This window comes from Pedobacter hartonius, from assembly GCF_900107535.1.
Taxonomy (GTDB): Bacteria; Bacteroidota; Bacteroidia; order Sphingobacteriales; family Sphingobacteriaceae; genus Pedobacter; species Pedobacter hartonius.
The window spans coordinates 1-20949 of sequence record NZ_FNRA01000017.1 but is presented as its reverse complement, the minus strand read 5'-3'; the positions used below and the strand labels follow the sequence as shown (position 1 = coordinate 20949).

Annotated in this window: 18 protein-coding genes and 1 pseudogene; 14 read left to right on the top strand and 5 right to left on the bottom strand. The window is 38.4% G+C overall.

The window, feature by feature from the left end:
• Positions 1-176: 176 nt before the first annotated feature.
• On the bottom strand, positions 177-308 hold the full coding sequence (locus BLW16_RS23915; protein ID WP_262497169.1) for a hypothetical protein: 132 nt from the start codon (positions 306-308) through the stop codon (positions 177-179).
• Between the two features lie 593 nt (positions 309-901).
• Here BLW16_RS23915 and BLW16_RS21515 point away from each other — a divergent pair.
• From BLW16_RS21515 to BLW16_RS21505, 3 genes are read left to right on the top strand one after another with little or no spacing between them, the layout of a single operon-like run.
• Complete coding sequence (locus BLW16_RS21515) at positions 902-1477, top strand: hypothetical protein (RefSeq protein WP_245735410.1); 576 nt, start codon at positions 902-904, stop codon at positions 1475-1477.
• Positions 1478-2467 carry a DUF4407 domain-containing protein gene (locus tag BLW16_RS21510; RefSeq protein WP_090559950.1) on the top strand — a complete coding sequence of 330 codons (990 nt, stop codon included), beginning with the start codon at positions 1478-1480 and terminating at the stop codon, positions 2465-2467.
• 32 nt (positions 2468-2499) lie between these two features.
• Positions 2500-4053 carry a DUF6119 family protein gene (locus tag BLW16_RS21505; RefSeq protein ID WP_090559949.1) on the top strand — a complete coding sequence of 518 codons (1554 nt, stop codon included), beginning with the start codon at positions 2500-2502 and terminating at the stop codon, positions 4051-4053.
• Between the two features lie 62 nt (positions 4054-4115).
• Here the strand turns inward: BLW16_RS21505 and BLW16_RS23370 are convergent, their stop codons facing one another.
• Positions 4116-4280, bottom strand: a complete 165-nt coding sequence (locus BLW16_RS23370; RefSeq protein ID WP_175470678.1) for a hypothetical protein — start codon at positions 4278-4280, stop codon at positions 4116-4118.
• 62 nt (positions 4281-4342) lie between these two features.
• Here BLW16_RS23370 and BLW16_RS21500 point away from each other — a divergent pair, with 62 nt between their 5' ends.
• Positions 4343-6133 carry a DUF262 domain-containing protein gene (locus BLW16_RS21500; protein WP_090559948.1) on the top strand — a complete coding sequence of 597 codons (1791 nt, stop codon included), beginning with the start codon at positions 4343-4345 and terminating at the stop codon, positions 6131-6133.
• A gap of 14 nt (positions 6134-6147) precedes the next feature.
• The gene (locus BLW16_RS21495) at positions 6148-8589 is read left to right on the top strand and encodes a GmrSD restriction endonuclease domain-containing protein (protein ID WP_090559947.1); all 2442 of its coding nucleotides are present in this window, start codon (positions 6148-6150) and stop codon (positions 8587-8589) included.
• 28 nt (positions 8590-8617) lie between these two features.
• Here the strand turns inward: BLW16_RS21495 and BLW16_RS21490 are convergent, their stop codons facing one another.
• Positions 8618-8896 (bottom strand): hypothetical protein, encoded by a 279-nt coding sequence (locus tag BLW16_RS21490; RefSeq protein WP_090559946.1) that lies wholly within the window; start codon positions 8894-8896, stop codon positions 8618-8620.
• Positions 8897-9075: 179 nt separating this feature from the next.
• Here BLW16_RS21490 and BLW16_RS21485 point away from each other — a divergent pair, with 179 nt between their 5' ends.
• The 9 genes from BLW16_RS21485 to BLW16_RS21450 all read left to right on the top strand — a co-directional run bounded on the left by BLW16_RS21485 (position 9076) and on the right by BLW16_RS21450 (position 19912).
• On the top strand, positions 9076-9345 hold the full coding sequence (locus BLW16_RS21485) for a hypothetical protein (RefSeq protein ID WP_090559945.1): 270 nt from the start codon (positions 9076-9078) through the stop codon (positions 9343-9345).
• Positions 9342-10115, top strand: coding sequence for a non-homologous end joining protein Ku (gene ku / locus BLW16_RS21480; RefSeq protein ID WP_090559944.1), 774 nt, complete (start codon positions 9342-9344; stop codon positions 10113-10115). The genes BLW16_RS21485 and ku overlap by 4 nt, the downstream gene beginning before the upstream one ends.
• A 247-nt stretch (positions 10116-10362) precedes the next feature.
• Positions 10363-10524, top strand: a complete 162-nt coding sequence (locus BLW16_RS23365; protein ID WP_175470677.1) for a hypothetical protein — start codon at positions 10363-10365, stop codon at positions 10522-10524.
• A gap of 296 nt (positions 10525-10820) precedes the next feature.
• Positions 10821-11240, top strand: coding sequence for a very short patch repair endonuclease (locus BLW16_RS21475; protein ID WP_245735409.1), 420 nt, complete (start codon positions 10821-10823; stop codon positions 11238-11240).
• Positions 11241-11697: 457 nt separating this feature from the next.
• A complete protein-coding gene (locus BLW16_RS21470) occupies positions 11698-13116 on the top strand; it encodes an ATP-binding protein (protein WP_090559942.1) in 1419 nt (472 codons plus the stop codon).
• Entirely contained in the window at positions 13103-15742 is a 2640-nt protein-coding gene (locus BLW16_RS21465; protein WP_090559941.1) for a Z1 domain-containing protein, read from the top strand. The genes BLW16_RS21470 and BLW16_RS21465 overlap by 14 nt, the downstream gene beginning before the upstream one ends.
• A gap of 2 nt (positions 15743-15744) precedes the next feature.
• Positions 15745-16677 carry a PD-(D/E)XK motif protein gene (locus tag BLW16_RS21460; protein ID WP_090559940.1) on the top strand — a complete coding sequence of 311 codons (933 nt, stop codon included), beginning with the start codon at positions 15745-15747 and terminating at the stop codon, positions 16675-16677.
• Between the two features lie 12 nt (positions 16678-16689).
• Entirely contained in the window at positions 16690-18732 is a 2043-nt protein-coding gene (locus BLW16_RS21455; RefSeq protein ID WP_090559939.1) for an AIPR family protein, read from the top strand.
• Positions 18733-18778: 46 nt separating this feature from the next.
• On the top strand, positions 18779-19912 hold the full coding sequence (locus BLW16_RS21450) for a DNA cytosine methyltransferase (RefSeq protein WP_175470675.1): 1134 nt from the start codon (positions 18779-18781) through the stop codon (positions 19910-19912).
• A gap of 24 nt (positions 19913-19936) precedes the next feature.
• Here BLW16_RS21450 and BLW16_RS24115 read toward each other — a convergent pair whose 3' ends face one another.
• Together BLW16_RS24115 and BLW16_RS24110 are read right to left on the bottom strand one after the other, a co-directional pair.
• A complete protein-coding gene (locus BLW16_RS24115; RefSeq protein WP_175470674.1) occupies positions 19937-20083 on the bottom strand; it encodes a transposase domain-containing protein in 147 nt (48 codons plus the stop codon).
• A gap of 36 nt (positions 20084-20119) precedes the next feature.
• Positions 20120-20429: pseudogene (locus BLW16_RS24110) on the bottom strand (IS66 family transposase); the annotation flags it as partial.
• Between the last annotated feature and the right edge of the window lie 520 nt (positions 20430-20949).

Below are 20949 nucleotides of genomic sequence, written 5' to 3'. Positions count from 1 at the left end.
GTTCTGTTTTCATTTGCGTCAGCAGCTAATTGCAAGACGCCTCGGAATGAAGCTGGAACATGGACCCGCAGATAAACTGTTCGTTGACTTTGCCGTTAACCGTTGCATTATATAGACTACTCCTCAGGGGAATTGATCCCTTGTCATGTAATCGTGGCCTGTCTTTCGTTTTCCGACTACTGCTTTGCAATGTGGTGCCAAGCCAGCGTATCAGTAATTTCCTGTATACCTTCAGGATCAAAGAAACTGTTAGACGCTTTCACTGCTTTATAGAGATCCAGTGGCGCTTTTTTATAATCTTCAATCATTATTAACACTGTTTCTGCATAAAATAAGGTGACATCTGCATAATTTTTACGGGTTACCGTAAACCTATTTCCGATTTATTCATCCAATTGATTACTACAATTAAAGTACTGCAGTGATAATAGTTTTATACCTATATAAATGATATTCTCAATTTATAAGAGACATCAGGTTCGGTTTACGGTTTTCCGTAAAATATCTGTCCATGATCTATATAAATTTGATGATGCAAATAGGCAAAATTGCTAGCTAACAGGTTTTATGGAAATTTATAGAAGATATACTCGTGAAGAAGATAATTCTGAAAGTAAAGCTGAACCGAATCCTAACAAGCATGGTTCGTACGGCACCTTACTTTTTGATGTTAGATGGAAACAAAAAAGAGGCAATATATTATTACTTGACAATAACAAGTGTGTGATATGTGGGCTCAATGAAGATTTACAAGTTCATCATAGACAATATCAATACATAAATGCGCTGAAAAAATTTAAGGCTCCGTGGGAATATCCTGATAGAATGTTAATTACTCTTTGTAGTTCATGTCATCAGCGTGGACACGCTAAGTATAAAGTTCCAATAATCTATATATGATATGTTTGATTTTTTAAGACGAAACAAAGTAGAAGAAATGTCTACAAATCCTTTGGTTATGACCGAGTCTACCAATGTGCCAAAAGCAATGGAAATCCCAGAACGCCTATTCATCGAGAATGAAAAAGAACTTTCGGGTAAAACTGATGAGGTTTCAGTAAGAAAGGCTGAAAATAATATCGAATTATTGTTTGATTTCCTAGATAAGAATCATGAGAACAAAGGTTATGAGGATGCTTTGATGAACCCAGATGCCAGCCATTTGGATCAAAATCTTGAGGCGTTAAAAAATCAGCTGGATCGAACCATAAGACGGGTAAAGACATTCTATGAGGATTTTATCAAAGAAATCGATTTCCACATTGACAGTAGATCTAGAAGTGGTATGGTGGACGTAGTTGATGAATTAAAAATGAAAAAGTGCATTGCTGAGAGTCATGTTTTGAAAGTTCTTGAAATTGAAGCAGAACACCGTAGTAATACTGGTGATAGTCAGGGAATGATCATAAGTTATACTCGTGGTTTCATGAATGGACTTTCAGCAATATCTCATCATACAATTTTAAAACGATTTTAGATGAAAAATTTTCAGAATTGGTGGCTGAAGGTTTGTTGCTTTCTGACAGGATACGATTTCTATATCCTTAGTAATTGCAGCGAAATCTCTGTACGGAAAGTCAGGAAGTACACAGCTGCTTTATTAATTGTGGTAACTGTTTGGGCTTTTGTGGGCTATTGTTTTTGTCATACATACATGAAGCTAGATGTTCCCGGAAGTATCTTCGGGGCACTGACTGCAGTACTAATGATCATTCAAATTGAAAAACAGGTGTTGCTTTCTGATAAAGCTAATAAATGGTTAAAATTAACCCGAATAGGGTTAGCCCTATTAATGGCCATCATAGGCTCTTTGGTGATCGATCAGATAATCTTTAAAGATGATATTGAGAAAGCAAAACTTAAAAGCAATCAAAAACAGGTGGAAGATCTTCTACCAGGTAAGACCAAACAAATTAGCGACCAAATCGCGCAGCTAAACACTTCTATAGCTATCAAAGAAAGTGAACGAAAAGAAATAGTTGATGATTTTAATAAGCATCCTACCATATCCTCCGTGGAAACAAGTACAAGCAATGTACCAATTACAAAGTTTACCACAGACACAGCTACTAAAACTACCACGAGTAAAACTGCAATGGAAAGGTCGACTTCTAAGACTATAAAAATGATAGCAAATCCAAAGATAAATCAACTTCCTGCAATCGATGCACAATTATCCACGCTAAATAGCCTTAAAACCCAAAAAGATATGCTACTACTTAGCGTGAAAGCCGATCTTGAAAAAGAGGTTAACAATAAAATTGGTTTTTTAGATGAACTTGGAATTATGTTTAGCATTTTGAAAGAATCTACTATAGCGGCAGGGGTTTATTTTATATGGCTTGCATTCCTGCTGTTGCTTGAGCTGCTTATTTTAATAGGGAAAGCAAATGATTCAGAATCAGATTATGACAAGACTGTCCAGAAACAAATGGCAATACATTTTAGAAAAATAGAATTATTATAAGAAAAGCTTGCTCTACTAATATACCTCTCAATATGAAACTTACAACAAGATTAGGTAAGCCAACCCTTAAGGTCAAAGATCTATTGAAACATGATCATGGACTGCAGGGCCCACTAAAAGACTGGGACAATATAAAAGGTTCAGAGCTCTACTATGGACAGTCTTATGATGGAACCCCATCCTGGAAAAGCTTTTTGGAAGAAGGGCTTAATCAGAAGATCCCTGACCTAAAAAACCAAGGGGCTGCCGCTTTGCTTTTTGTACCTATCTCCGATAGGTTTTTGGTCTATATATTTGGGTATGGTCTACATGACCTTATAGAAGGCAAGACAGAATGGGACTTTGGTATGAAGGTCGTACTCAATACTATCAATGTCAATGGGATAAGAAGCCTTGACTCGAAGACCATCGACAGAAAGGCCAAAAGTAAGCGTGTTCAGCTTGCTACCCAGGGCGCCATCTCGGAATTCGAATTGGATATTATGAAAGACCTGGTCAGCCAGATTGCTGGAGTCTCAATTGACAGCTCATTTGCTAAAGGGTTGGTGGGCAGTGAAAGCTTAATGATCACAGCAGACCTTGCGGGCAGTTCTATTATCAAAAAAAGCGGCGAGATTTTTAGCCGATATCAACAGGTCAGCTACAAAACAAATTTTAACTGGATTGATTTTGTTGCGCCAGTCAAGGACAAGGCATTAAAAGACCTTCTTGACATCGAACTTGAAAATGCAGTCAATACCGCAATTGCGGCTGACAGCTCAGAGGGATTTACCTTGTCGTACCCTGAAATTATCAACTATTTCGATATCGATCACATTTGTTACGGTGGGTTCAGATCATACATTGAGTCGGACTATCCAGATGCTGGAAATTTTATAGAAGAGTACCGTAATGCTGGGCATCTTGTTCTTGCCCATGATCTGAATAAACTTACCATAGAAACTTATGACGGCAATGATGCCCACAAAAAAAGTTATTCGTTCTACAGGTCGCTATCTTGTGAGGTTGAGTTCAATAAAAATTATTACGTTTTCACAAATGGAGTCTGGTTCAAGCTGGAGAAGAATTACTATAAGACAGTAACTAGATTTTTTGACCATCTGACAGCTAGGAAAGCTGAATTTGAAGGTTCGGAGACTACTTTTTTTGGAACAGAAACGGGGTATCTTCAAAATTTCGCACAGATAGAACATGAAGTAATGGACCAGGTATTTTATACTGGTGCGCCGACAAAGATCGAGTATGCAGATATTGTAAACAAGAATAAAGAGATTATCCATGTCAAAGAGGGAGGTAATGCATCCAAGCTCAGCCATCTCTTCAATCAGGGACTGGTTTCGGCAAGGCTTATGCTAAACGATGTTAGTTTTAGAAAAGATTTCAAAAAGGAAATAAAGACTGCTGCCATCCGCTCCCAATATGACATGGCAAGGTTCATTCCAAGTGAAGTTACCATTGTATTCCGAATTATAAAGGGAGGGAAAAAATTTAACCTTTCATTTTTCTCCAAGATTACATTATATGATACTTATCTAAAAATAAAGCAAATGGGCTATAAATTTAAGTTGGAATGGGTAAAATACTGATATCCGACGAAATCGAATCTATAAGTTCTACCATGCCATCTTTGCAGCGGAATCATGGCGTACTATGGAGCGGAATATCCAGGCAGCAGGTATTTATAACGGATGATTTTTTTGGCCGTTAGATGTGCAGGACTAGCAAACGCTGCGATCTGCCGAATGTTGCGGGAGGCGGCATTTTTAGCTTGAGTATTTTTAGGATTTCCATAAAGGAATTTTTTATTTGTCATGCCTTTAGCAATGTATTATCACGCATTGTAATATTATTGATTTTTTTTAACTTAAAACCTTAATGCCCAAAAACCAATTATTCCCAGTTGCTGAACTGGCCGACAAAATATTCCGGATACCGAACTACCAGCGAGGTTATAAATGGAGCGGCAAAGAAGTAGAAGAATTACTAATCGATATCACGGAAAGCGATCCAAACGAGATTTATTGCCTGCAACCTCTCGTGGTCACGGCTACAGAAGAAGATGTTCAAAAAGATCAAGGCCAACACGAAATTATTAACGGTCGCTTTGATGTAATCGACGGGCAGCAGCGATTATCAACCATTTATATTATTCTTTCATACATAAATAAGGCAATTCCGCATTTCACCTTATGTTATCAAACCCGTACTGGCAGCGAACACTTCCTGAGAACAATTCACAAAAAGCCACTTGGGGATAATGACGACTGGAAACAATTGATCAGTCAACAGCCCGAAGAAGATAACATCGACAATTATCATTTTTATCAAGCTTATAATACCGTACACAATTTTTTCAATCGCGGAGAAGTTACGCCGCACTACATTAAGAATAAATTACTAAACAATACGGCATTTATCTGGTACGAGATCGTCGATCAGTATCAAAGTTCGGAGGAAATATTCAAGAACTTTAATGCTGGTAAGATCACCCTGACTGATGCGGAACTAATCAAAGCCATGGTCCTGCTCCAATTTCAGGAATATCCAAATACAGAGATAAGAGATCTAAAGATCGCGGAGTTCGCTTTCGAGTGGGAAACGATAGAAGCAGGCCTACAGGAAAGAGAATTTTGGTGGTTTCTCGGCGGTGCAGTGCTATCAACACGTATCGACTTTTTGTTGCAATTGGAGGCGGGTATCACTCCGGGCACCGACGATCAGCGTAAGGTCTACAAAAAATGGGAAAGTGCGCGTAAAGTAGGTGAGGACCTCGCGGAGAACTGGAAAAAGATAGTCAGTGAGTACCAGCGCCTACGAGACTGGTCACAGGATACCTATACCTATCACCGTATCGGATTCCTTACCGCGACTGGGAGTACAGACCTCGTGAAAATTCTGAGATGGAGCAATGAAAGCACATCAAAAAGCGCGTTCAAAGAAGAGCTCATAAGACAGATCAAAAACTTATTTCTGCGCGTCCGGGAAAAGAACAAGGTCAAATATCATCCCTATCATATTGACAATTTACACTATGTTGATGAACCAGGGCCCGTTCGAAATACACTACTATGGTTCAATGTATTGAGTTATGAGTTATTGTTGCCGGACGCTCGCTTTCCTTTTTGGCGATATAATAACCCTGAAAACATATGGTCACGAGAACATATCCATCCCCAAAGCCCAAAAGATCTCAGTACAATAGGCGAGGCTATTCAATGGGCTAATGAACAAGTCCGCATCGTTGACGTCGAAATTGAAATCAAAGGGTCTTTAGAAGTTTTTATCAAGGAATTGAGCCAAAGTCAGCATGAAGCAAAGATCAATCCTGACTTTAGAGATCGGCTGAAACAGCTCAGCGATCAGATCACCGCAAAATTAGAGCTGCACGGCATCGGTAACATGGCGCTGCTAGATAGCAAGACCAACTCAGCGCTGAGTAATCGCCTATTTTTTAAGAAACGCGAAATGATTCTGGATGCCGTAGAGACTAAGGATGACCGTTTCATTCCATTGGCAACACGCAACGCTTTCTGTAAATACTATAGTAAGAATCACGACAGCATCAATGTCTCTTTCTGGAGCATCAATGATGCCCGGGACTACAAAGAGGGGATAGAGAAACTCCTAAACAATTATCTTCCGGAACAACCACAACCATACATATAACAACGATACCTATCATGGCCACAAGTTACACATTCCCCAAACTTATCCGGAATTTTCGAATCGAAATACCAGTTATTCAGCGTGATTACGCGCAGGGTAGGACCGGTGTTAAAGCTACCGAGATCAGGGAACGTTTCGTCGCTGACCTGGCGAGCGCCATTACCAGCAATACTAGGATTCACCTAGACTTCATCTATGGCCGAGTCCGGGGAGGTGAAAAAGATGAGTCAAGGAACAAGAATGTTAGAGCAATGAAATTGCTGCTCAGTTCCGTCAAACAATATGCGTCTTCTTTAGCCCTCGGCCTCGAGTACGATCTTGATGAACTGGATAAAAATATTCGAGCTGACCGCCTTATCCTGCTCGACGGGCAACAACGCATGACCACGCTTTACCTGCTATATCGTTATCTTGCTGTCAGGGGAAACCAAAGCCATTTGATCGACTTTAGTAATTTCACCTATAAAACACGAAAAAGCTCAAATCTTTTCTGCACACATCTTGACCAACTAAATGTTAACGACCTGAACCCAAAGACTCAGCCGTCGGTCTCGATTATCAACCATAAAGAATTCTTTGACAATTGGCTGCATGATCCTACAGTATCCGGTATGTTAATTGTGCTTGACGAAATACACAAACATTTTAAAGATGCTAATCCACAAGATATAAAGACCTACTTCCAGCTTGCCAATGAAGAAAATGGACCAATTACTTTCGATTTTTTTGATTTAGATAGCATTAATGCGGAAGACGAGCTTTATGTCAAAATGAATGCGCGCGGGCGACAGCTTGACAAGTTCGAAAATTTCAAATCCTGGCTAATCGATCATATCAAAAAAGAAAGTATAATTATTGCTATCGCAAATTGGGACGATCATATGGACATCTCCTGGGCAGATATCTTCTGGCAAAAAAAACTTAGCCCTGAATCCGTAGACGCTGCCCAATGGAATTTCTTTATCCGGTTAGCGCAATATGATCTCCTTCGGACACTAAAAACAGAGACGACGCCGGTTTACCGCGAAAGGCGCACGCTGTCCAATGTATTGGATATTGATACAAGAGACAATATTATACCATTTAGCTTCTTTTCAACCCATCAGATTTTCAATACTGAAAGCATCAATTATGTCTTCAAAGCACTTCGACAACTAAGAGGAAAAGGTTGGGAGATATTAGACGCACTCCTAAGGATAAACGGCGCACATACGTTCATCGACCCCAATCTAAGCTTCTCATCAGTACTATTTTCAGGTAAAAAACTTTACAGCTACTCGGATAGGGCTTTCCTTTATGGGATATTATGTTTTGTTGTTAAGTATAACAAACCTCTAAATGCTTATGAGCAAGAAGATAAACAAGCCTTTTGTTCCTGGCAGCGCGTAATCCAAAACCTTATTTACAACTCCCGCATTGATGAACTGCCTGAATACGTCTCCGCGATTGTGTCGATCGACAGGCTTTCAAAACATTACGCTGCCATTCTTCAAAACCTAAATAATGGCAGCGATGTCGCTTATTTTGCTCAAGGACAAGTCGCCGAAGAACGCTTAAAGGCCAGCCTTATACTTAATTACAAAATAGACGAAGATGTTCTGCTCCGGTACGAACAACACTTTTATTTGTATGGTCAAATTGGCTTTTTACTGAAAAGAGCAACCGTAGATCGGAACTTCGAACAAGAATACTTTGTCCAACTGGCCGAACGTTTCCAGTCTTATTTCACAGAGACGAACATGGATGACCCCTACCGCCGTTTACAACGGGCTTTTATCTGCTATGAGGATTACCTCATCAGCAAGTCCTCGGGGAGATTTAGTTTCTGTAGTAACAAACGGGGTAATAGCCGTGAGCGTGACGAGAACTGGCGCGCAGTATTTGATAAAATCAATGTCATGAACAAATTCTTTGAGGATAGCCGCAAAATCGATGATCTTATCAAAGAAGAAAAGACAGGTCTTAAAGACTGGCGCTGGTACTTTGCGAATCATGCCAGTTCGATCTCTACTTGTAGACAATCGCTGATTTCCTGGCAGGAGGTCTCGCATGATAGTCCATACATCAGATTACTTACCCAGTCCAAGCTTAACCATTATCATTACGAGCTATTCTCATTTACCCTCAGCCTAAATCTTACGGAAACGTACGGATACAGCTGCGCTCCGGTTCCGGTCAAAAGCTCGGGAGAAACTCCTTATTGTAAGATTGGTGGTTTTGACCTAGAACAACCGACCAAGAATGTTTACATCCGCCATACAGAAGATCGCTTTTTCCAGTATAGCAATAACGAGCACGAATGGTTCGATATTACGAATGGTCAGTTGCAAACGGTATATCCTGAACTATTTGAGCGCATTCAAAACCAAATACAGAAATGGAAGGAGTTTGTACATAAGAAAGGTTCCAGCAAGCTGCTGTCTTTGGATATTCTGGACGATGCTGACTCTCACTAAAATGTGCATATAGAACGAACCGATAGGCTTACATATTTGTAAACCCTGTCATTCCGGCGCATATTGGTTCTTCCCCACTTTTGGTGGTATGCAATAACTTCACCATATTACGCTTGCGGTTAAAAAAGATAAAGATCTTTCCACCGGTAGGATCAATGGAAAGTTTTGAAAGATTAAATTGAATACTATCATTCAGCCACATGATAAAAATACAATGTTCCGGAAGATGGCTCTGTATTCTTGATTTGCTTACCCACTCCATCAGTGTAGGCACTAATGTTCTCTTTGCTATATATCCGATTTCCATAAAGCCAAAAATATGCTAATATATTTAGTAAATATGCGCATGTGGAAAACTTAAATGATTTTATAGAAGCCTTCAGCGCTAACATATTTTACCTGAATAGTGTGTAAGGTGCATTTCAATACACAAAACTGAAAACTACATGTATTATAATTTGTTAGCATTAACAGTTTAAACGCATTATGGACAATTATCCGATAAGTATCAGCATAGATCAGCAGATCCACCATTTTGAAATTGGTGAATACCTGCACCAAAATGGTGAAACCTGTAAAGTAAAAGTATTCCAGGAAGGAAAGCTTGTAGCCAGCTTTGAACCAGACGCATACAATTACCTGCATATTTGCCAGAACCCGGCAGATCTTAAAGAAGAGCTACTGCATTTGCTGGCAGATCAGATTGAAGCACATCACCCACACGGGATAAACAAAGATAAAAACGAACAATTATGAGATCTATCTGGAAGGGGAGTATTGGCTTCGGGCTGGTTAGTATCCCAATGAAATTGTATTCAGCAGTTGAAACGTCATCCCTTGACCTGGATATGCTTGACGGGCGGGATCATGCCCATATCAAGTTCCAGCGGATCAATGAAAACACCCGGAAGGAAGTGCCCTATGATAAGATCGTGAAGGGTTATCTGTATAAGGAAGATAATTACGTGATTGTTGAGGATAGTGATTTCGAGGCGGCAGCGCCGGAAAAGACTAAAACGATAGAGATTGAAAGCTTTGTAGATATCGCTTCCGTTAACCCTATGTTTTATGAGACATCCTACTATGTTGAGCCCGATGTGAGGAGCAACAAGGCTTATAATCTGCTGCTGCAGGTGCTGAAGAAATCAAAAAAAGCAGGGCTGGCCCGCTTTGTACTTCGCAGTACAGAAAGTTTATGTATTATACATCCGGTTAAAAATGCTCTTGTGGTAACCCGCATCCGTTTTCAGCAGCAAATCAGGGACGCTGATGAGCTGAAGATTGATGATAGCAAAACCATTAGTAAAAAGGAAATGGATATGGGCCTGGCGCTGGTGAACCAGTATGCCGAAGATTTTGATGTTTCAAAATATGAAGACACTTATCATAAAAAGCTGTTGAAGCTGATCGAGGCTAAGGCAAAAGGAAAAAGGCCGACTATCAAAAAGCTTAAACCACGGAAAGAAGCCGAAGAAGATCTGTACAGTCAGTTAATGGGTAGTTTGAAATCGAAGAAGGGAGCCTAAGTATTTACCTTCATCACTGGAATCACTTACCTATCGTTTCGTTACCAATATTTATATCGGCATAAATTTTTTATTTCAAATAGATAGGTAATTAATTATTTATTTACTTTTGCCGTAGTAAAGTTAGATTGTGCCAGCGTCGGGCTACCCAATTAGTAGACAAAAACAGGATCAAACTCACATTCGAGTAGGGGAATCAAGGTAGTAACAACGTGATCTGTCTGATTATAAAAAACAAATTTGTGATATGAGAACTAAAAATATAAAAGAAGATAATAAGGTCAATCTGCCAGAATCTGAAATAGAAACATTGGTATTAGTAAGACTCAGAGGAAGACTTTTGTTCGCTAAACAAATTGAGTCTTCAAAAAAATATCTAAAACAGATAAATAAAAACGCTCGCGTCTAATGAGTGCTTTTGTTAAAGGGTATTACCCGGTAAGGGAAGGTGATCCCAAGGTTGGTTTAGCGCAATCGTGATCAACGGCTTGATGTTATCTTCGAATTTCTTCTTTACTTCCTCCCTATTGTCCTGATGCAGTAAATCCAGATCAGGCAGGAAGGTTAAATAGTCTTCCTGTAGCGTATGTGGATATATGGCGGTATGTAATTTTCATAAAAAAATACATGAGAAAATTCATCGTAATCTGGTGCAATTCTATTTGAACAAACTCATATGTCGAATGTTAAGATAATATGTCTGATATGCATTCAAAAGAAGTTCGGTCTTATAATATGAGTAAGATCCGTAGTAAAGATACAAAGCCTGAGCTACTTGTTCGTAAGTACCTCCATAAACATGGATTTAGGTTTAGGTTGCATGTGAAGAATCTTGCAGGCAAACCAGATATAGTATTACCAAAGTACAGAACGATAATTTTTGTACATGGATGTTTTTGGCATGGACATGAAGGATGTAAATATTATGTAATTCCTAAATCAAGGACCGAATGGTGGCGCAACAAAATTTTTGGTAATAAAATGAGAGATGCTTTACATCATAATGATTTAGAGATGAAAGGGTGGAGCATAATTGATGTTTGGGAATGTGATCTTAAAAAAGATAAGATCCATGAAACTTTATCTGCTCTCATGGCTAGAATTCTATCATGGGGATTCACTTAGATCAATACTTAGTCAGGGTGTCATCTCTTTTCGCATTAGTCTAAATAGCCTAAGTCCAATATTCGGCAAAAAGTATCAGATTAAGTTTTAATGGCAAAAAGAGCCTTGATAAGGACTATATTATGATTTAGCTTGATGCTGTAAGATAATTATTTTCAGAATATTAGTTGCTTACGGGAAACCGTAAGTAACTTCATGCTCTCCCTATTAAATTTGATATTTAGGTTTGATGCAATCTTCAGTTTCTTGACGGCAAATTACTGGTGCCTTAAGGGACATTAGATAAGTCATCTATTATATGGGGGAAAATATTTGCTCACTAAAACGATTAAAAATTCATGTTGGTCAAAATAATATGGACGGACGATATTTTTCTTTAAAAAAAAGATTATGTCTTTTCTGCTAGCAGATAAAAAAACGATACTTTAGCTAATACTATACAATTAATGCCGTTTAAATGTTCAAAACCGAAGTCGTCGATCCTAACGTTGGAAACTTTATTGAATCAATTCGAGATATTGGATATTCATTTGAAGTTGCAGTGGCTGATCTAATTGATAATAGCATCACAGCAGGTGCGAGTCAAGTAAGTATACATTTAACACCCGTTCCTCAGATAAGATTTGCAATGTTAGATAATGGGACAGGTATGTCAGAGTCTGAACTAAGAGAGGCAATGCGTCTAGCGACTAAGAATCCGAAAGACACAAGAAAGAAAAATGACCTCGGAAGATTTGGGCTTGGCTTGAAGACAGCGTCATTTTCGCAGTGTAGAAAGTTGACTGTTGTATCCAAAAAGGATAGCCAAATTTCCAGTAAGCAATGGGACTTAGACTACATTTCGGAGAAAAATCAATGGTTATTGAAAACTCCCGAGGATATTTTGGATCTTCCATTGTTAGCGGAACTAAAATCGCAGAAAAGCGGCACATTAGTTTGTTGGGAAACGATTGATCGTTGTGAAAAATCAGAACTTACTTCTGTTATTGATCAGGTTCGTAAGCATTTAGCTTTAGTATTCCATCGTTTCTTAGAGGGTGCTGATAAACTCTCCATTAAAATTTCATTAAATAATAATGGAATTAAACCATTTAATCCATTCAATTTAAATCACCCAGCAACTCAGCAGCTATCACTTGAGCGTATCAAAATTCATTCATCAGAAGTTACAGTGCAACCTTTTATTCTTCCACATCATTCAAAGCTATCACAGCAAGAATATGAGCATTATGCAACTGAGGAAGGATATATTAGGTCTCAGGGGTTTTATCTGTATAGAGAGAATCGTATTCTGGTTTATGGCACGTGGTGGGGATTACATAAAACCGTAGACGCTCATAAACTTGTGCGAATAAAAATTGATATTCCCAACGATATGGATCACTATTGGGGCATTGATATAAAAAAATCAACAGCAAAGCCTGCAGATCTCGTTAAGACTAATCTTAAACGTATAATCTCGCGTGTGACCGAAATTGGATCGAAACCATTTACTGGTAGGGGACGGAAAATAGAAGATAAAACTCTGATACAATTTTGGGAGATTTTTCCTATGAACGAAGATTTCCGTTTTGCGATAAACGAAGATCATCCATTGTATGCAGATCTAGAAGCTGATCTTCCGGAAGAACTATTACGAAAGCTTCAACTATATCTTAAAGGACTGCAGGCTTACCTTCCAATTGATGCAATACAGTTTAAGCTACAAAATAGTCCGCATCAGTTAAAACAACAAACTGCTCTAACAATTTCAGACGTAGAAGAACTGACAGAAAGATTGAAGAGTGCAGGTTTGCCACCAAACTACATCGAAGAATTATTGAAAACAGAGATATTTATAAATAGAAAAGAATTGTTAAGAGATGGAGAAAAATAGTTATCAGGCCGTAAAGGGCTACATTTTTGATAAGCTCAACAAAATGCCCAGTCCCTTGGACAAGGCTGCTATTCATCAAGAAATAAGCAATCTTCAAGGCGTGATTGCCGCTGTTCCTGTTTTAATATTACATAACATTCTTTCAGTGTCTGAGTTCATAGATCTGAAGGACGTTGAATGGAAACAATTGAAGCACGAGTTCGAGGTACATTTTGATGTTGGAATGCGGCATGGGACAGTTATTCAAGGTAATGAACAACAGCTAAGAGATAATTCCTGGTGGACGTCTTTGGCAAAAGGGAAATCAGACTTATATTACTGGGACAGGTATAAGACATATCTCTACAAATCCCTTCCTCCAAATGTTGTCAAAACAACGGATGACGATACTGATGTCGTTATGAATAACCTTGAGTCTCCATCCACCGACCGGTTTAGTAGATATGGGATGGTTGTTGGGCATGTGCAGTCGGGTAAAACACTTAATTATTCATCTCTTGTCTGTAAGGCTGCAGATGCTGGATATAAATTTATTGTAATTATTGCCGGAGGCATTAACAATCTAAGGGATCAGACACAGGAGAGGATGAATGAATCGTTTGTTGGCTATAGTGGAGGGGAACAGGTTGGGGCTGGAATTGGTAACGGAGGGAAACACCTTACGCCATATAGTTTGACAACTACACAACGTGACTTTAATAGGCAGGACGCAGATCGATTAGCACAGGGCATCAATTTTGAGACTGTAAATGTACCGGTGCTTTTAGTAATCAAAAAAAACACCAGCACCTTAAAAAGCGTGATCGAATGGCTTGAAAAACAATATCGGGGAAATGATATCGAACATGCCATGTTGGTAATAGATGATGAATCAGATTATGCCTCTATAAATACAAAAGGAGAAAACGATCCAACAATTATTAATAAAAGATTGCGACAATTGCTAAGCCTTTTCAAGAGATCAGCGTATGTAGCCTATACCGCAACCCCTTACGCTAATATTTTTATCGATCACAAAGCGAATAACGATTCAGTTGGAAAAGATCTTTTTCCAAAAGATTTTATTTATGCTTTGAATGCTCCTACAAATTATTTTGGAGCTAGAAAAATATTTATAGATACCAATCAACGCCATCTTATTGCGATAGATGACCATGAAACAGTAATTCCATACACTCATAAAAAGGATTTCATTCTAGAATGTTTACCAGAAAATCTTTTGGATGCAATTAGACTTTTCCTAATAAATATATCTATTAGAAGATTGAGAGGTCAGGGAGACAAACATAATAGTATGTTGATACATGCAACAAGATTTACTGATGTACATAAAAATTTGGCAACGCTTGCCGAGGAATATTTAACGTTACTAAAGAAGGACACAATTGCATATGCTGCATTAGAGGGCGGCGAAGGGATGAGTGTGTATTTAAAACAACTTGCTGTAACGTACAAAAATCACGTCGAGGAATTAAATTTAAATTGGAATGACGTCCTCCTGGAATTTCCAAACTTTGTAGAAACTATAGTGATACGAGATGTGCACGCTAAAAGCGCTATTCCATTAGAATATAGAAAAGATGTAGTGACTAATGCTATTGTTGTTGGCGGAGCTAGTTTAGCCCGTGGATTTACTGTTGAAGGATTAAGCGTTAGCTACTTTTTACGTAACACTGTATTTTATGACACACTTATGCAGATGGGTAGATGGTTTGGATATAGACCAGGGTATGAAGATCTATGTAGGATATTTATGCCTCAGGATAGAATCAACGATTTTGCTGAGATCATCAGAGCGACAGAAGATTTGGTAGACGACTTTAAACTTATGGCGGAAAACCGTAGGACGCCAGAAGACTTTGGGCTTTATATCAAAGAGAATCCTGATAGTGCTCTCCAGGTTACAGCAAGAAATAAGCAGCATAATATGGAATATTATTATTTTGATATGCGTCTTGAAGGTTCGCTGAAGGAAACCAGTTATCTCAGAAAGGAACCTAATGTAATAACTGATAATATTAGAGCGATACAAGACTTGATTGATAACCTGCCGACAAACCATTCGCCTGATTTTCAAAGTGTATTATGGACAGATATCGATAGATCCCTCGTGAAAAAGTTCGTGAATACTTATAAAACCTACGATAAGGATAAACTTGGGCTTTCATCGAGGATGCCAATTGGTTTTATAAAAGAATATATAAATCAGACTGATACGTTATGGGATATTGCGCTGTATAGCGGTGACGGAGAAGAGTTCTCATATAAAGACATTAAATTAAAACGTCAGCAAAGGGTTGTAGCCGACAAGAATGGTGCTTATGAGGTTCTCAATCGTCAGGTGTCATCTGGAACATCAGAAGCGATTGCAATAAAAGATCCTGAACTAAGGCGATTAGTTAGTAATAATCGAAAGAAGTCTCGCGGTATGAGGACTAAGCCACTACTAATGCTCCATCTATTAGAGGTAGAGAATAAAGAAGGTGATATTAAGTTGGAGGAAATTGCCGCTTTTGGGATAAGTTTTAACGGGACTGCTTTGTCAGAAGCGAAACCAGTTCGTTTGATGGTGAATACAGTTTTTTTAGATCAGCTTGAGGACAGGCTAGATGAAGGTGAGGAATAATTATGAATCTATCTGAAAACCCATGGCGATATATGAACTCTCAGACAGTCAGAAGAATTGATCTAAAGACAATTCATAATCTCTTTTGGATCTGTGATGATGATGGAAGATTTGGAATGATGTTTCATTTTAATCATTCACTGCCCCAAGAAAGTTTTATTGGCCAAATGAAAGGAATCTCTATTGCGACTGTAGATAATGATGGCACAAGATTTTATTTGATCCTACATGAGAATAAAGACTGGGAGATGTTTTTGGCGGTATGTTGCGATATTGTTGATCGAGTCTCGAGAGTAAAGGATGAACCTGATATGATCAGGATTATAAATCAACGTATAAAGCGCTGGCAAAGATTCTTAAGTGAAGATAGACCTTTATCGATGCCTGAAAAGATACAAATGGGCCTCTTCGCGGAATTATATTGTATTTTAGATCTGATCATACCCGCTATCGGTTACAGAAACGCTATTATTGGATGGGTTGGTCCCGATTCTGATCAGAAGGACTTTTCGCTGCAAGAGTGCTTCCTGGAAGTTAAGTCTTATGTATCCAGCAAAGGCCCCAAAATAAGAATATCTTCCTTGGGACAGTTGGAAACGGATATCAAGCCGGTCTACCTTATATGTTATGCTCTCAGCCAAGGATCAACTGGATTGGATATACCATCATTAGTTAAGGCTATCATTGATCTGATTACTCCAATGGATATTCAGATATTAGGTATTTTTGAGGAACGATTAACAGCCTATGGTTATATAGAAGGCATAACACAAGGTCCATTTTCTAGTTACTCTATAGATTGCTCGAAGACTTACAAGGTAGAAACAGATTTTCCAAGGATTACTAACGATATGATTGATTCCCGAATTTCAGGCGTCAAATACAGCTTGGATCTTGTACAATGTGAAAAATATGAACAAAAATTACCATTTTAACTTGATAACACCATGGCAACTTTAGAAGAATTTCATGAGGATTTTCTCCAGTCGATACTTACTGATGCGGATAGTAGAGGTCTACTGCAGGCCCAATCCTTCTTCGAAGTAGTTTGTGAAGATCTGGTCAGTGTTGGTGACATGACAAGCAACTATTCCCCAGCGGAGTATATTAAAAAAGGAATGGAAGTTTATGGTTATGACTATGATGACGACAGAAAGATACTTACTGTCCTCAATCACCAGTTTTTTCAGGATGAGTCAATCCAAACTTTCACGAGAATGCAGATGGAGGCAAAATTTAATCGCCTCAAGACTTTTCTCACTAGGTCAGTTGATGGTCTGTACAAGGATATGGAGGAAACTTCCGAAGCTTATAGCATGGCTTACAATATTTATAAATATTTTCAAAAAAGACAACTGCTTCGTGTAAGGTTAATGCTATTAACAGACGGAAAGGCAACAAGAAATCTATTAGAGCTACCATCAGATATACTAGAGGGAGCTGCACTTGACTTTAGGGTGATTGACATCAATTATCTTCATAACATTTATGAATCTGAGGCAAAGTCTACTATCTCTGATATTGTGGTCGACCTACCATGTTTAAAGATTAATGATGAGGAAAATAGTTATCAATCTTATCTTACAGTTATCAATGGTGATCACTTAGTCGACATTTATGAGGAGCATGGTCAAAAGCTATTTGAACAAAATGTTAGAACTTTCCTTCAGTTTAAAGGCAATGTTAACAAGGGCTTAAAGATTACTATCGAACATAAGCCCGAGATGTTCTTCGCATATAACAATGGAATCACTGCAACAGCCAGTGAGATTGAGCTTGGTGAGGATGGCCACCTAAAAAAGATTAAGAATTTTCAGATCGTAAATGGTGGACAGACTACTTCTGCCATATATGCTGCTAAGCGAACCTCACTCATTGATGTTTCCAAAGTTTCTGTCCAAATGAAACTTTCGGTTGTAAAAGATGCCAGCAAGCAAGATGATTTCATATCCAAGGTAGCTGAATATGCAAATACCCAAAACAAAATAAATAATTCGGATTTCTTTTCAAACAGCCCGTTCCATAAGGATATGAAAGAATATTCAAGTAGAGTCTATGCGCCTGCAATCGGTGGTGCCCAGCGCAGAACTAAATGGTTCTATGAGCGTGTACGAGGAGAATATCTTAACAGTCAGGCTTATCTTAAGACTGCTGAAAAAAACAGCTTTGCATTGGAAAATCCTAAATCACAAGTGGTCGACAAGACTCTTCTCTCTAAAACTGAAATAATGTGGTTGCGGCGCCCTGATGTTGTTTCAAAAGGTGCGCAGGAGAGTTTTAAAAAATTTGCAGAGGACATTACTGAATTATTAGAAAAAGATAATCTGGCTATTACAGAAACCTATTTTAAGGATGCGATCTGCAGGGTGATCCTTTTTAGAACAACAGAGAAGCTTGTATCAGCAGCGGCATGGTATGATGGTGGATATAGGGCGCAGACGGTAGCCTATTCGATCTCTTATCTTTCAGAGCTTGTTGTGACCTCAGGCTTACAACTTAACTTCGATCTAATTTGGGAACAGCAAGAAATCCCATTTGAGCTTATTGAAATGCTAAAGCTGATTACACAGCAGGTTTACCAAAAAATCACGCATCCTGCAACAGGTTACGCTAACATCAGTCAGTGGGCAAAAAATAGCATGTGTTGGGAGGCCGTTAGAAATATAGATATCGATTTCCCTGAACTTGACGAGCGCTTATTCATCTACCGTGAGGAGAAAAATTATAAAATAAAAGAAAGTAAAGACGTTAAGATACTTGAAAAAGCGATCGACAATCAGGTGTTTGTGCTCAACGTTACCAATGCAAATTGGAAGATGATTTTTGAACATTATAGGAATTATAAGGGTATACGGAGCTTAAGCAATATGCAATTAGGAATTCTCGAAAAAATGTCCATAAAGCAAATCACCTTACCTTCGGAAAAACAAGCTAAGATCCTGTATCAGATTTACGACACGGCAAGGGAAGAGGGACTAAATCTAAACTAACGAAGCATTGGGATTAAAAATATAATTATAATTTGTACTTTCACAAATGTTTAATCTAACAGAAAAACATGCTTCTAATTATTATAAAGGACTGGGAGATAACATATCTAATAAATTGAAAACAATAAACAAAATAGGAATTGACATTTTTAGTGGTGCCGGAGGACTTAGTCTTGGGGCGGAGAGTGCCGGCATTAAAATTGGATTTGCTGTAGAAAAGGATCCATCTGCAGCCAAAACCTTCGGTCGTAACCATCCTGGAGTAAAGGTGTTGTGTGAAGATATTACCAAGATTAATCCCAAGTTTCACATGGGCAGTGCCTCACCATTTATTGTTTTCGGTGGCCCGCCGTGTCAAGGCTTTTCACTCTCAAATACAAAGACAAGGAGTGATGAGAATAGTAATAATAAGCTATTCTCTGAGTTCGTTCGTTTTGTCAATGTATTGCAACCCGAATGGTTTCTTTTTGAGAATGTCGAGGGGATAACAAACTACAATCAGGGCAATACAGTATTGAAAATAAAGGAATGTTTTCGGGAGATCGGCTATGATACTACAGAAGCTGTGCTATATGCGTCAGACTATGGTGTGCCGCAACATCGTAATCGATTTTTTATGGTAGGAAATCGCAAGGGAATAAATTTTGAGTTTCCTCAAAAGCACGATAAAAAAGTAAATGTACAGGAAGCTCTAGCAGATCTACCTGTCCTCGTCAATGGTGATAACTTTCCAATTGCGCAATATACCTTGCCATTCAGTGATATCAGTGAATATGCTGCAAAGATGCGGGCAGATTCCGTAACACCACTACAGAATTTTGTCTCGCGAAATCAGGATTATGTGATTGAGCGCTACAAACATATTAAGCAGGGTGAAAATTGGAAGGCAATTCCAGCTGAACTAATGGGTAACTATTCAAATACCAGTAACTGTCACAGTGGAATTTATAAGCGTTTAGATGCTAATAAGCCATCTGTAGTAATCTCGAACTATCGGAAAAATATGCTTATTCACCCATTTCAAGATCGAGGGTTATCGGTACGCGAGGCAGCCAGATTACAAAGTTTTCCGGACAGCTTTGTTTTTGAAGGACCTTTGTCTCACATACAACAACAAATTGGAAATGCAGTTCCGCCGCTATTAGCAGAAGCAATTTTCAGAAAGATACTTAGTTATTAACCACAGCTTAAGGCTAAGCTAACACTACCGCACAGGTTCGATTTCTTGCAGCTCTTTCCATCGGTGTGGTAAAAGATCTTGGATTTGGTCTGTGTGTTGATTATTGATTTTTTTCAATACGTCTACCATCCAGACCATGGGATTAATGCCTTGTAATTTGTATGTTCCCATGAAAGAATATAGCATGGCACTTCTTTGTGCCCCTTCCTGGGAGCCGCAGAACAGAAAGTTCTTTCTTCCGAGCGCAATTCCTCTTATACTGCCCTCAATTGGGTTGTTATCAATGTTTAAGGTGCCGTTTTCAATATACCACTAGGCATTTATATCGTTTTATGGTATAGGCAAAGGTTTTAGTAATAGCATTTTTCTCATTCAGCATCCCAGCGTTTTCTTCAAGCCACTGCCCAAAGTGAACCCATATAGGTTTGGATAGTTTCTGTCTGGCTTGTTTGCGCTCATTGGGAGCTTTATCCTTGATTTCGCGCTCAATATCATAAGCCGTCCGAAGACATTCAATGCATAGGTTCCCCTTTTTTGATCATTTTTTTCTGATTCCAGGAAATAGCGCATTGCGCTTGGGTTGATCTACTTCACAGCAGTAATTCATAATTATCAACCAGTATCACTGGTAATGTATTAATAATTATTTTCTTATTCTGAAATAATTATTTTTATATTTAAATCTTATATTTATACGTTTTTACTTTTATGAATATAAATCAGTATGATAGAGCAATTAAAATCTGTAATGATATTATATGGAATGGCAGTTTCGTTAATAGACATACTGCAAACTCCATAGCGTCTCAAATTTGTTTTGCTATAGATCAGGATATTGTCTCTCCAAATCAAAAATTGGATCGAGATATATTTAGGCTAGTCGCCAATGTGGATTATAAAGTAATTAATGATTCCTATAAAATACTAGAAAAAAAAGGATATTGGACTTGCTATATTTGAGTAGACACGGAGTTAAGGGATTTACATACCTTAACAGAAATTATGTCACGAGAGAGAAAAGCATACCCGAAGGAGTT